This is a genomic window from Nocardia sp. NPDC004278 (assembly GCF_053602975.1).
The window spans coordinates 36,912-49,989 of record NZ_JBSGEQ010000022.1; the positions used below are offsets into that span (position 1 = coordinate 36,912).

Here is a 13,078-nt window from a genome sequence, read left to right on the forward strand (position 1 = left end):
TAGTTATGTTAACACTCGGCCATGGCGGGTTCATTCCATTATTCCCATAACCGATTTCAGGCCTCTGACCTGCCCAGAAGCAGAGTCGGGCGCAGCACGCCGCGATGTCACTGCCGCCCATCCAGCCCCATCAGTCGCTCCTGCATGCCGCGCTCAGGACCCCGGCGAAGCGATCAGGCCGCCGCGATCAACCCGACCGAGCCGAGTGCCAGCATCATCCCGACCTGCTGCTGTCGGCCGACCCGCTCACCGAGCAGGACCATCGCGAGCAGGACGGTCGCAGCCGGATACAGCGAACCGATCACGCTGACCAGCGACAGCATCGAGCCATGGAAGGCATACAGCAGCGCGGCATTCGCGATGGTGTCCAGCACCGCGATATAGGCCGCCAACCGCAGTGGTTCACCGCGCAGCGGCTGGAACTCCCCTGCCGATAACGCGATCAGCCAGACCATCGGACTTGCCGCGCCGCGTTGGGCCAGCAGCGGCCAGACCCCGGCGCTCGCGTGGGTTTCGTGTAGGAAGACGAAGGCGAGTCCGAAGGCCGCGCCCGAGCCGATGGTGAGCAACGCGACTTTTCTGGTGAACCGCAGCTCACGCCCGCCGGTGATCTCTTCGGTGACGTCATCGGGCGATTCTCGGCTGACCAGGTATACCGCGCCGAGTGCGAACACGATCCCCGCAATGGCGAGCGGGCCGGGGCGCTCGCCGATCACCAGGCCGACCAATACCGGAATTCCCGCGACCAACAGCGCCGTCAGCGGCGACACCACCGCCATCGGGCCGCTGGCCAGCGCGGCATAGAACCACCAGACCGCGAGGCCGCTCGCCACACCGGCCGCCAGTCCCCACAGCATCGATGCGGTGTCGGGGGTGCCACCGATCAGCGGTAGCAGCACGAGGACGAACAGCGTCGACATCGGATAGGAGACGATCACGACGCGCAGGGCGGTCACCCGCCGCGACGCCACACCACCGAAGAAATCACTCACGCCGTAGCCCACCGCGGCCACCAGCGCCAGTAGCACGGTCAACGCATGCCTTTGATGCGCCGTCCCAGCTCGCGGGTGACCTCGCGCTCGGCGGTGCGCTTGGCCATATCCTGCCGCTTGTCGTAGTCCTGCTTACCCTTGGCCAACGCCAGCTCGACCTTGACCTTGCCGTCGGAGAAGTACATCGATAGCGGCACCAGCGTCTGGTTGCCCTCACGCGATTTGCCGACCAGCCGCTCGATTTCGCGCTTGTGCAGCAGCAGCTTGCGCACCCGTCGCGGTGAGTGGTTGGTCCAGGTGCCGTGGCTGAACTCGGGAATGTGCAGGCCGCGTAGCCACACCTCGCCGTTGTCGACGGTCGCGAAGGCGTCCACCAGCGAGGCCTTACCCTCGCGCAGACTCTTGACCTCGGTACCGACCAGCGCGATCCCGGCCTCGTAGGTGTCCAGGATCGTGTAGTTGTGCCGCGCCCGGCGGTTGGTCGCGATGACCTTGCGCCCCGTTTCCTTCATAACGGTCAACTTTAAGTGACTCGGCAACCGGATTATTCCGCGCCCGCTTCCGCTAGCCCCCTGGCCGGACCAGGAGGTACAGCACGAGCACCGCAATGAAGGCCGCGACCAGCAATAGCGTGGTCACACGCGGCAGACCGCGTGGACGCGGTGGCGGCGGCGGGCGATGGCGCAGCCAGCCCGAATCCACCGCGGGGTCGTGGGTGCCGCGACGATAGGGCGGTGTATCGCCGGGGTCGCTCGGCGGGGAGCCGCCGAGGTCGGGCCCGTCGTCGGCGGGGCGGTGATCACCGGATGCCATAGCGTGCACGGTAGCCGCCGCAACGGTCCGATGCCGCGCAATTCCGTTGCGATTCAGGCAAGTCGGCGCGCGAACGCCTCGGTGGCGGCGCCGTTGGCGAGATCGACGGTGACCACGGTCAGGTCGGCGCTGCTCGCGGTGAGGTCCATGATCATGAAGCCGAGCTCGTGATAGTTCTCGAAGAGCGCGGCATTGCCGGAGCCGCCTGGATCCAGCTTCGGTTCGGCGGCCACGGTTTTGGCGGCCGCGCCGGAGACCAGCTGGCGGGTGCCCTTCGATGCGGGGGTCGGCTCGAGCACCTGGAGCGAGTGATCGTGGCCGGACAGGATGAAGTGGCAGTTGCCGACGATATGGTCGTCGAAGAACCGCTTCGCGTGGATGCCATTGATGGGTGCCATGGACAGCCCCTCGTAGCGACCAGCGTCACCGTGCGGACCGTTGTTGAGATAGGGGTGGTGGGTGCAGGCGATCTTCCACTTGGCGGGTGATTCGGCGATGGCGCGATCGAGCCAGGCGCGCTGCTCGTTCATGAACTGACCGTCGACCTCCCAGTACGGTGCGAAAACCGGCGGCACGTACGAGGCGAGCGGATTCACATCGAGGACGAAGAACTCGACCACCGGCTGCTGCTCGGGCACCCGAACCGAGTAGTACCGGCTCGGCATCCACCAGCGCGGCGAATTCGCGTGGTACTCGACCTCATTGTTGCCGCGCAAGAGCCAGCCACCGTCGCCGCCGAGGACCGAACTGTTGTCGTGATTACCGAGCACCATCAGCCACGGGAAATCCAGCCCCGCATTGGGGTTTTCGAATTTCTCGGCGAACTGGACGTCGAGCGCGCTGTTCGGGCCGCTCTCGTAGATATTGTCACCGAGCCCGAGGGCGAGTGAAAACGGTTGGCGGCGATGGTAATCCCGCATGGCATCGGCCACGGCCCATTGGGTGCGAGTGCCGGTGCCCGCGTCACCGGTGATCAGCAGGCGCACGCTACGGTCGGTTGGAAAGTCGAATTTGGTGACACCCGGGGCGACCGGAACCGCATCGGCGGGCGTTAGACCGACCAGCGACGCACCCGCCGCAGCGGCGGCCGCGCCCGCCAGAAATCCACGTCGCCCGATCGGATTGTCCTTCATGCCCCGGCCTCTCCGGCCAGGACAGCCAGCACGCCTTCACCGTATTTCGCCAGCTTGTTCTCACCGACGCCGCCGACCGTACCGAGTTCGGACAGATTCGTTGGCCTGCGGGCGACGATCTCCCGCAACGTCGCGTCATGGAAGACGACGTAGGCGGGCACACCCTGTTCCTTGGCCGTCGCGGCCCGCCACGCGCGCAACTTCTCGAAGACCGGCACATCCGCGGGCGCCAGATCGACGGCCGGTGACTTGCCCTTCGCCGTCTTGACCGCCCTGGCCGGTTTCGGCGCGCGCTCGGGCTCGCGCCGCAGCAACACTTCCCTACCGTCGAACAGCACCTCATTGCTCGCCTCGGTGAGGGTGAGCACCCCGTAGTCGCCGTGTACGGTCAGCAGACCCTGTGCGAGCAATTGCCTTACGACACCGCGCCATTCGACATCGCGCAGATCGGTGCCGATCCCGAAGACCTTCAGCTCATGGTGCTCATGTTGCAACACTTTGGGATTCGATTTGCCGAGCAGAATGTCGACGATATGCCCCGCACCGAAGCTCTGTCCGCGTTCACGTTTCAGGCGCAGCACCGTGGACAGCACCTTCTGCGCGGGCACCGTACCGTCCCAGGACTGCGGCGGAGTCAGGCAGGTATCGCAGTTACCGCAGGCCTGTCCCGGCTGCCCGAAGTACGCCAGCAGCTGGGTCCGCCTGCAGGACACCGTTTCACACAGTGCGAGCATCGCGTCCAGATGCAACTGGAGCTGTCTGCGATGCGCGGCGTCGCCATCGGAGGAGTCGATCATCTTGCGCTGCTGCACCACGTCGGCGAGCCCGTAGACCATCCAGGCGGTCGACGGCAGTCCGTCGCGACCCGCGCGCCCGGTCTCCTGGTAGTAGCCCTCCACTGACTTCGGCAGATCGAGATGAGCGACGAAGCGCACATCCGGCTTGTCGATGCCCATGCCGAACGCGATGGTGGCGACCACGATGAGGCCGTCTTCGCGCAGGAACCGCGCCTGGTTGGCGGCGCGGGTGCGTGAATCCAGGCCCGCGTGATACGGAACCGCGGCGACGCCGTTCTCGGTGAGGAAGGCCGCGGTCTTCTCCACCGAATTGCGCGACAGGCAGTAGACGATGCCCGCGTCCCCGGCATGTTCGGCCTTGATGAACTCCAGCAACTGCTGATCCGGCCGGTTCTTGGGTTCGATCCGGTATTGGATGTTCGGCCGGTCGAAGCTGGCGACGAAGCGCCGGGCGGAGCCGAGGTCGAGCCGCTCGACGATCTCGTCGCTGGTCTTGGCCGTCGCCGTCGCGGTGAGCGCGATGCGCGGCACTTCCGGCCAGCGCTCGTGCAGCATCGACAGGGCCAGATAGTCGGGGCGGAAGTCGTGACCCCACTGCGAGACGCAGTGCGCCTCGTCGATGGCGAACAGCGCCACCTTGCCGCGATCAAGTAGGGCGGCGGTCGATTCCAGGCGCAGCCGCTCCGGGGCGAGGTAGAGCAGGTCCAACTCCCCCGCGACGAATTGCGCCTCCACCATCCGGCGTTCATCCGGGAACTGGGTGGAGTTCAGGAATCCGGCGCGCACGCCGAGCGCACTGAGCGCATCCACCTGGTCCTGCATCAGTGCGATCAGTGGCGATACCACCACACCGACACCGGGACGCACCAGCGCGGGCACCTGATAACACAGCGACTTACCGCCGCCGGTCGGCATCAGCACCAGTGCGTCCCCGCCGCCGATCACATGCTCGACGATCTCCCGCTGATCACCACGGAAGCTGTCGTAGCCGAATACCCGGCGTAGAACTTCTTGTGCCGCACCGGATTCGGCGACCGGGTCGCCGTCGGTCAGAACGGCCGCGAAAGCATCGGGGGATTCCACGCGGCCCATCCTACGAGCGCGGTCGGACAACTGAACCCCTACATCGGCGCGGATCGCAGGTGCCGCGCCGAGTTCTCCACCTGTGGATAACCGAATTCGTCCTAGTCGCGGACGTAGTACCGCAGGGTGCCATAGGCCGTTATCGCGGCGAATACGATGCCCAGTGGCGCGACGGTCAGCGAGACCAGGGCGATGTCCTCACTGGTGATGTGCGGGAAGACGTTGCTGTTGAACAGCGCGCCCAGCCCCCGATTCACCACCAACGGCTGCGCGAGGAACAGGCCGACGACCGCCAGTAGCGACCCCGCCAGCGCCGCGACCACCGCCTCCAACAGGAACGGCAACTGGGTATACCAGCGCGTCGCGCCGACCATCCGCATGATGCCGACCTCTTCTCGCCTGCTGAACGCCGCGATCTGCACCATATTCGCGATCAGCAGCAGCGCGGCCAATGCCTGCAGTCCCGCCAACGCGAATGCCGCGTTCCGCAGCCCGTCGAACACCCCGACCAGCCGGTCCACGGTGTCCTTATCGTTGAGCACGCTCTGGATGCCGGGCTTATCGCGGAAGGTCTGGTAGATCCGCGGATACTGGTCGGCATCGGTCATCTTCACGCGCAATGACGCGGGCAGCCGGGTGTCCTTGATCATGTCCAGCATTTCGGGCTGATCCTTGAAGGTCACCTCGGTGGCTTCCTTCATCGCCTCATCGCTGTTGACGTACTGGACCGCGACCACGCCATCGGTCTTCTTCAGATCCCGCATCAGCAGCTGACACGGTTCCTGGGAGCAGTCCGTATCGGTCGCCGAGACCAGGTCGGAGAGGTAGAGCCGGATCTCGACCCGGTCCATGAAGTAGTTCTGGGTCTTATCCGCGATCCGCAGGGCGAGCAGACCGCCGCCGAGCATGGTCAGCGATACCGCGGTGGTCAGGATCATCGCGATGGTCATGGTGACATTGCGACGCAGGCCGGTGATGACCTCGTTGAACAGGAATCCAGCGCGCATTACCGGCCCACCCCGTAGACGCCGATCGCTTCATCGCGAATAAGACGGCCTCGGTCCAACTCCACCACCCGCTTGCGCATCGCGTCGACGATGTGATTGTCGTGGGTCGCCATCACCACGGTGGTGCCGATCCGGTTGATCCGCTCCAGCAGCAGCATGATGTCGCCACTGGTGTCCGGATCGAGGTTGCCGGTCGGCTCGTCGGCGAGCAGGACCAGCGGCCGGTTCACAAAGGCCCGGGCGATCGCCACGCGCTGCTGCTCACCACCGGACAGTTCATGCGGCAGCCGGTCGGCCTTGCCGCCGAGCCCGACCATATCGAGCACCTCGGGCACGGTCCGGTCGATGAACTGGCGCCGTTTGCCGATCACCTCCAGCGCGAATGCGACATTCTGCGCGACGGTCTTCTGCTGTAGCAGCCGGAAGTCCTGGAAGACACAACCCATGCGCTGACGCAACTTCGGCACCTTCCGCCCGGGTAGCCGGTCGACCCGGAAATCGGCGACTCGAATCTCGCCCGCGGTCGGGGCCTCTTCCTTGAGCAGCAGTCGCATGAAGGTCGACTTGCCCGAACCGGACGGGCCGATGATGAAGACGAACTCGCCCTTACCCACATCGACGGTGATGTTGTCCAGCGCGGGTCGCGTCGAGGTCTGATACGACTTGGTCACGTTCCGCATAGCGATCACGGCTAGCCAGTGTAACCAGCAACCGCCGCGCAGCCACCAGCTACATCATGGTCAATGCCCGGGGATAGCCGTATTCACCACCGCGGGAACGATGTTGAGTTTTTCGGGCGATTGCACGATCGGTTGATCGGGCTTGACGAACAGGTACAACACGAACGTGGCGATCCAAGTTGCCAGCAGGATCGCCGTGGATCTACGTGGTCTCACTGATTCCCTCCCGGCGCAGCGCCGCGGCGACTCGCACCCGCAACTCGCGACCGACCTCGAATTGTTTGCCTGGCAACGTTCTGGCAACCATTCGGATGTTCATCTGGTCCACTGTCAGATCTTCGACACCCATCACGGTGGGCTCGTCGAGCAGCAGCGGCTTCAACTTTCGGTCCTCGTACGCCCTTGTACCGACCTCGTGCAGGATCTCGTTGACCCGGGTGATATCGGCGCTGGCCGCGACCGGTACATCGATGGCAGCGCGCGCCCAATCCTTCGACAGATTCGTGACTTTCACGATCTGGCCGTTGGGCACGGTGATCACCTCACCATCGGCATTGCGCAGTGTGGTGATCCGCAACGTGACGTCCTCGACCGTACCCTCGGCCTGCTCCGCGGATCCAGTGACGGCGATGCGAACCACATCACCGAATCCGTACTGCCGCTCGGTGATCAGGAAGAATCCGGCCAGAATGTCCTGCACAATGCGCTGCGCGCCGAAACCGAGCGCGGCGCCGAGCACGGCCGCTGGCGCAACCAGGCCAGTGACACCGAAGCCGAACCGGCGCAGCACCTCGATACCGACCAGGACGTAGACGATCGTCAATACCACCCAGGTGACGACCTGGGCCAGCGCATGCCGGTGCTTGGCCGCCTCGGAGCGCACCAGGGCATCGCTGCTGCGGAAGCTCGCGTCGATCCTGCGGGTGATCCGGTCTCTGATAAAGGTGGCGAACCGGCTGAACAGCATCGCCCCGAGGATGTACAGGACGATCTCTAGACCGGAGGACCGCAGCCAGGTGGTGAAATCAGTGGACGTGGAGAAGGCCTGGGGTACGTCCAACTAGCTCGCCTGCTCTCGCATTCGCCAACGAATTCCGGATTCGATGAAACCATCGATATCACCGTCGAGCACGGCACTCGGATTGTTGACTTCGTAGTTGGTGCGCAGATCCTTGACCATCTGGTACGGGTGCAGCACATAGGAGCGCATCTGGTTGCCCCAGGACGCACCCTCGTTGGTCTTGAGCGCGTCCATTTCGGCGCGCTCCTCCAGTCGCTTGCGCTCCAGCAGTTTGGCCTGCAGCACGCGCATGGCCGAAATCTTGTTCTGCAGCTGGGATTTCTCGTTCTGACAGGTGACCACGATGCCGGTGGGGATATGCGTGAGCCGCACGGCCGAGTCGGTGGTGTTGACGCTCTGACCGCCCGGACCCGATGAGCGGTACACGTCGACGCGCACCTCGCCCTCCGGAATCTCGATGTGGTCGGTGGTCTCGACCACCGGCAGCACCTCGACCTCGGCGAAGGAGGTCTGGCGGCGGCCCTGGTTGTCGAATGGGCTGATCCGGACCAGCCGGTGCGTGCCCATCTCCACCGAGAGGGTGCCGTAGGCGTATGGCGACTTCACCGCGAAGGTGGCGCTCTTGATGCCCGCCTCTTCGGCATAGGAGGTGTCGTAGACCTCGACGGCGTACTTGTGCCGGTCGGCCCAGCGGATGTACATGCGCATCAGCATCTCGGCCCAGTCGGCGGCGTCCACACCACCCGCGCCGGAGCGAATGTTGACCAGCGCCTCGCGCTTGTCGTATTCGCCGGAGAGCAGGGTACGGACCTCCATTGCCTCCACATCGCCGTGCAGTGTGGCCCGTTCGGCATCGGCGTCGGCGAGCGCGGCCACCCTGGCCTCGCCCTCCTCTTCCTCGGCCAATTCATAGAGCACCGACAGATCGTCGAGCCGCTGCCGCAGTTCCTCGACCCGGCGCAACTCGCTCTGGGCATGCGACAGCTCACTGGTGACCCGCTGCGCGTGCTCCTGGTTGTTCCACAGATCGGGATCGACGGCCTGGTGCTCGAGCTCATCGATCCGTCGACGCAGCTCCTCGACATCGAGGACCGACTCGACGGTCTTGAGCGTGGCGTCGAGTTCGGCGATATCAGCGGAAACGTCAGGATGCACGATGCTCAAGCCTACTGGGCGCGGTTGAGACGGTGAAATACACGTGCACCTGGTGGCGCCGGTGGCGCTCCCGACACCTGCGTCGGCCGACGGCCGACGCATGCGCTTTTCGCGCGAACACGGCGCAGACGGCCCGTTTCGGCGGAAAAGTGCTTGCTCAGAGCCATCGACGTCGGGGTGACGGAGCCGTCGTCAGCCGGAAACGGCACGCAGCCCACCCGGGCGGCGACCGGCGAGGGCATCCAGCGCGGTGGCGGTGGCATCGTCGGCGGGGAGATAGACGATCAGTTGCTGATCGTCGTCGGCGGAGAGTTCGAGGGTTTCGTAGGTTAGGCGCAGCGCGCCCGCCTCGGGGTGGCTCAGGCGGGTGGTGCCGGTGGCGGCGGCGAGGCTGGGGACGGATTCGACGCGGCGGGTGAACTCGGTACCGGCGGCGACGGTGAGTTCGTCGGCCAGAGCCGCGATATGCGGATCAGCGCGGAACGGGCCCTGTTTCAGCGCGGCGACCAGCTCATCGGCGATGTGGTCCCAGTCGGGATAGGCGGCGCGGGCGCGCGGGTCGGTGAAGACGAATAGCGCGAGATTGGCGCGGTACACATCGTCGAGCAGTCCGATCGGTGCCATCAGGCGCTCATAGCCCTCGGTCCAGGCGAGCACCTCCCGCAGCCGGTTGACGACCAGTGCGGGCGCGGGCTCGAGGCGATCGAGAATGGCGCGGACCGTGGCGCGCACCTCGCGCGGCGGCTGCGCGCCGCCCATGCAGCTGAATCCGGGGTCGGCCCCCTTGATGAGCCGGTGCAGGTGGACGCGTTCGCTCGGCGGCAAGCCGAGTGCGTCGGCGAGTGCGGACACCACCGAAGGAGACGGTCGGCGGTCGCGGCCCTGTTCGAGTCGGGTGATGTATTCGACACTCACTCCGGCCAGGGTGGCCAGTTCGGCGCGGCGCAGACCGGGGGTGCGGCGGCGCGGTCCGGTGGGCAGCCCGACCTGGGCCGGCGTCACCGCTTCACGGCGGGTGCGCAGGAACAAGCCCAACTCGTTATTACTCACGACTCGACGGTACAAGCGCGGTCGGCGCGGAGGGTGTCCCTGCCACTACCACTCTTCGCGCGGTCTTCCTGGTCGCGACGCCGGGCAGCAGATTTGGACTCGAACAACCTCGTGATCGAAGGAGAACACCATGTCCACGTTGAAGCTCGCGGTGATCATCGGCAGTGTCCGAGAGGGACGCTTCGCACCGGCCGTCGCCTCCTGGTTCGTCGAGCAGGCCGCCCGCCACGGCGCATTCGAGGTCGACCTGATCGACCTCGCCGAGGCCGAACTGCCACTGGCACTGCCCGCGGTCTCCCCCATGATGGAGCCCGATCCCGAGCGCCCGGCCGGAATGACCGACCTCACCAGGCGACTCGGCGAAGCCGACGCATTCGTCATCCTGACCCCCGACTACAACCGCAGCTACCCGGCCTCGCTGAAAGCGGCCATCGACTGGCACTTCACCCAATGGGACCGCAAGGCAATCGGTTTCGTCGGCTACAGCGGCGCGAGCGGCGGCCTGCTCGCCATCGAACACCTGCGCCAGGTCTTCAACGAACTCAATGCCCACACCATCCGCAACTACGTCACCTTCCCCCGCTACTACCTACTCTTCGACGCCGAAGGCAAGCTCCTCGAACCAGCGGAACCCGCCGCAGCCGCAGCGGCCATGCTCGACCAATTGCACTGGTGGGCAACCGCCCTCACCGCCGCTCGCTCCGCCGCCGCCTAACAACCGCCCGAGCGCCCCTGCCACACCCACGCACCGCTCGTGCACAGGCTGGACACCGGCCGCCCCATGGAATGGCGGCCGGTCGGCAGGGATGTCGGCCAGCCGGGCTGGACGGAGATGACGCATTGCTCGTGACTACTTCGCACGCAGTACGGCCTATCTCCGGTGACAGCCCTGACATGGCAGTGACAGGACATCCCGGACACTGAAGGGTCGGTCGATGAGTGTTTGTCGATGGGCCAGAAGGTAGTCACGATGGAGCAGAGGCTTCCCGCGGTGTTCGCTTATGTTGCTGCTGGGCGTGCGACGGTGGTCAGGTGTGTGTCGATCTATGCGGCAAGTTCAGAGGTGTGGGCCTGGGGCACTCGCGCAGGTCTGACCGACACCGCGGCGTTGCCGAGCTGCCGACGGACGAGCGTCCGTGCCAGGGGTGACGTGATGTCCGGAGGGGTGGCGAGCTGGGGATAGGGTTCGGGGGTGGCTGATTACTCCTCCGATCTCGAACTTGCCCTGCGCCTGGCCGATGTGGCCGATGGGATTACCCGGGCGCGGTTCGGTGCGCTGGATCTGAAGGTGGATTCGAAGCCGGATCTGACGCCGGTTTCGGATGCGGATCTGGCGGTAGAGCAGGCGATTCGGGAGGTGCTCACGCAGCAGCGGCCCGAGGATTCGGTGCTCGGTGAGGAGTTCGGCGGCGATGTCGAGTTCACCGGACGCCAGTGGGTGATCGATCCGATCGATGGCACCAAGAACTTCGTGCGCAGGGTGCCGATCTGGGCCACATTGATCGCACTGCTCGAAGACGGCGTTCCGGTGGTCGGCGTCGTGAGCGCACCCGCACTGACCCGGCGCTGGTGGGCCGCGGCCGGTTCCGGCGCCTTCGCCAGCTTCGATTCCGATGCGCCGAAACCGATTTCGGTCTCCGCCGTCAGCGACCTCGGCTCCGCCAGCCTCGCCTTCTCCAGCCTCTCCGGCTGGCACGAGCGCGGCCTCCGCGAAAAATTCCTCGATCTCACCGACAACGTCTGGCGCGTCCGCGGCTACGGCGACTTCTTCAGCTACTGCCTCCTAGCCGAGGGCGCAGTAGACATCGCCACCGAACCCGAAGTCTCCCTCTGGGACCTGGCCGCCCTCGACATCCTCATCCGAGAAGCAGGCGGCCACTTCACCTCCCTAACCGGCGCCCCCGGCCCCCACAACGGCAACGCCCTAGCCACCAACACCCTCCTCCACCCCCAAGCCCTCTCCCACCTCCACCCCTGATCCATCGAGAATGCGCTCATGCAGCCAAACGTCGAGTGACCACCTGCATCAGCGCATTCGCACCGAATGGTTGCGGCGTTGGTGGGTGGACGATGGCGGGGGCTGTCGATCGTGCGGGTGGGGGTGGGGCTTTTTAGCGTCTTGGGTCGGCGGGGGTCAGGTCGATTCCAGGGGGTGGGCGTAGGCGGCGGAGGGTGCCGTCCATGCTGGTGACGTATAGGGACCAGGTGGTGGCGTCTCGGGCGATTCGAACGGAGGTGGCGCCGTCCGGCGGGGTGCGGAGCGGGGCGGGTTTGATCAGGCCGGTGATGATCGTGCATGCGGTGCCGGTGGCGGGGTCGATCTGGTAGACGGCGCCCTGGATATGGTCGGCGACGAAGAGTTGGTCTGCGCGGGTGGCTTCCATATCGTCGGGCAGCGCGATCATATTGGGGGCACCGGTGACGACGGTCGGGTTGTTCGGGTTATCGAGCGGGACGCGGAAGACGCGCAGGGTCATATTGTCGGTGTAGATCGACTTACCGTCGGGGGCGAGTGCGAGTCCGTTCGTCCACGGCAGGTTGGACCAGCCCTTTGTGTACTCCCCTGTCGACGGCCGGTACCGCGAGATACCGGTCGCTGGGCTGGAGATCCCGATTGTGGCGAACAACAGGTCACCGTCGGGTAGTTCCAGAAGTCCGTTCGGACCGGACAGCTCCGTGAGCAGAATCGTCACCGCACCGGTGTCGATGTCATAGCGCCGCAAGGTGCCCGGCGCCTCCGCAAGACCATCGCCGGTGAGGAAGTAGACGGACCGCCCGACGACGCGCACTCCGGCCGGGTGATCCAGCCCGGTGACCAGCTTCTCGAACGTGCCAGCGGCATCGATATGAGCGAGGTACCCGTCCTGGATCCCGGTGACATAGAAACCGCCGGCACCGTCGGTATCGAGATTCTCCAGATTCCCGACTCCGCTGACGATCGTCGATACGTCCCAGCCATCCGCACACGATCCGGCGGGCGTCTGCGCCTCGGCCGAACCTCCGGTAGCGATGCCCGCCACAACGGCCGCTGTCAGCACCGTTGCCCTTAGTCGCCGCCGCCGCGGCCGTCTTGCCATGCGGCACAACCTAACAGCCGTGCGGGCATATCGCCCGGGGCGGACATCCCGCCCCGGGCGACTCGGCTTACGGAGTAAACAACATGCCCATCAAACTGACGATCCCGGAGACGAACTGATCGAACATGCGAATCACCATGACATCTCCTTACTTGTGCGGTGGAAAGACAGTCTCGGCAGAGGGCGCGACCGAGCGCTGCGGGCGGCACCTTGTCGACAGGAGTCGATCGATCTTCGTAGCCGGTGGGCACGCGGATGGCTCCCAAACCA

The 13,078-nt window shown here is 65.6% G+C and carries 13 protein-coding genes; 2 read left to right on the forward strand and 11 right to left on the reverse strand.

Annotated elements, in window-relative coordinates:
• Positions 1–173: 173 nt before the first annotated feature.
• The 10 genes from ACWEO2_RS28850 to ACWEO2_RS28895 form a co-directional block, all read right to left on the reverse strand.
• Positions 174–1,034 carry a DMT family transporter gene (locus ACWEO2_RS28850; protein WP_355189132.1) on the reverse strand — a complete coding sequence of 287 codons (861 nt, stop codon included), beginning with the start codon at positions 1,032–1,034 and terminating at the stop codon, positions 174–176.
• Positions 1,031–1,504, reverse strand: a complete 474-nt coding sequence (gene smpB, locus ACWEO2_RS28855; protein WP_354958183.1) for an SsrA-binding protein SmpB — start codon at positions 1,502–1,504, stop codon at positions 1,031–1,033. The genes ACWEO2_RS28850 and smpB overlap by 4 nt, the downstream gene beginning before the upstream one ends.
• 52 nt (positions 1,505–1,556) lie before the next feature.
• Positions 1,557–1,805: a hypothetical protein gene (locus tag ACWEO2_RS28860; RefSeq protein ID WP_452408194.1), complete on the reverse strand. Its 249-nt coding sequence runs from the start codon at positions 1,803–1,805 to the stop codon at positions 1,557–1,559.
• A 53-nt stretch (positions 1,806–1,858) separates the two neighbouring features.
• Positions 1,859–2,938, reverse strand: coding sequence for a metallophosphoesterase (locus tag ACWEO2_RS28865; protein ID WP_452408195.1), 1,080 nt, complete (start codon positions 2,936–2,938; stop codon positions 1,859–1,861).
• The gene (gene recQ / locus ACWEO2_RS28870; RefSeq protein ID WP_452408196.1) at positions 2,935–4,818 is read right to left on the reverse strand and encodes a DNA helicase RecQ; all 1,884 of its coding nucleotides are present in this window, start codon (positions 4,816–4,818) and stop codon (positions 2,935–2,937) included. Before recQ ends, ACWEO2_RS28865 begins: the two co-directional genes overlap by 4 nt.
• Positions 4,819–4,919: 101 nt before the next feature.
• Positions 4,920–5,825 carry a permease-like cell division protein FtsX gene (ftsX, locus tag ACWEO2_RS28875; protein WP_452408197.1) on the reverse strand — a complete coding sequence of 302 codons (906 nt, stop codon included), beginning with the start codon at positions 5,823–5,825 and terminating at the stop codon, positions 4,920–4,922.
• Complete coding sequence (gene ftsE / locus ACWEO2_RS28880; protein WP_452408293.1) at positions 5,825–6,505, reverse strand: cell division ATP-binding protein FtsE; 681 nt, start codon at positions 6,503–6,505, stop codon at positions 5,825–5,827. The genes ftsX and ftsE overlap by 1 nt, the downstream gene beginning before the upstream one ends.
• Before the next feature lie 202 nt (positions 6,506–6,707).
• Positions 6,708–7,565, reverse strand: a complete 858-nt coding sequence (locus ACWEO2_RS28885; RefSeq protein ID WP_452408198.1) for a mechanosensitive ion channel family protein — start codon at positions 7,563–7,565, stop codon at positions 6,708–6,710.
• On the reverse strand, positions 7,566–8,681 hold the full coding sequence (prfB, locus tag ACWEO2_RS28890) for a peptide chain release factor 2 (protein ID WP_354958190.1): 1,116 nt from the start codon (positions 8,679–8,681) through the stop codon (positions 7,566–7,568).
• 192 nt (positions 8,682–8,873) lie between these two features.
• Positions 8,874–9,731, reverse strand: coding sequence for a helix-turn-helix transcriptional regulator (locus tag ACWEO2_RS28895; protein ID WP_452408199.1), 858 nt, complete (start codon positions 9,729–9,731; stop codon positions 8,874–8,876).
• 130 nt (positions 9,732–9,861) lie between these two features.
• Between ACWEO2_RS28895 and ACWEO2_RS28900 the strand changes: the two genes are divergently transcribed.
• Both ACWEO2_RS28900 and hisN read left to right on the forward strand, forming a co-directional pair.
• Positions 9,862–10,446 carry an NADPH-dependent FMN reductase gene (locus ACWEO2_RS28900; RefSeq protein ID WP_452408200.1) on the forward strand — a complete coding sequence of 195 codons (585 nt, stop codon included), beginning with the start codon at positions 9,862–9,864 and terminating at the stop codon, positions 10,444–10,446.
• Between the two features lie 477 nt (positions 10,447–10,923).
• Complete coding sequence (hisN, locus tag ACWEO2_RS28905; RefSeq protein WP_452408201.1) at positions 10,924–11,709, forward strand: histidinol-phosphatase; 786 nt, start codon at positions 10,924–10,926, stop codon at positions 11,707–11,709.
• Between the two features lie 133 nt (positions 11,710–11,842).
• On the opposite strand, the gene ACWEO2_RS28910 is transcribed toward hisN, so the two are convergent.
• On the reverse strand, positions 11,843–12,808 hold the full coding sequence (locus ACWEO2_RS28910) for an SMP-30/gluconolactonase/LRE family protein (RefSeq protein WP_452408202.1): 966 nt from the start codon (positions 12,806–12,808) through the stop codon (positions 11,843–11,845).
• Between the last annotated feature and the right edge of the window lie 270 nt (positions 12,809–13,078).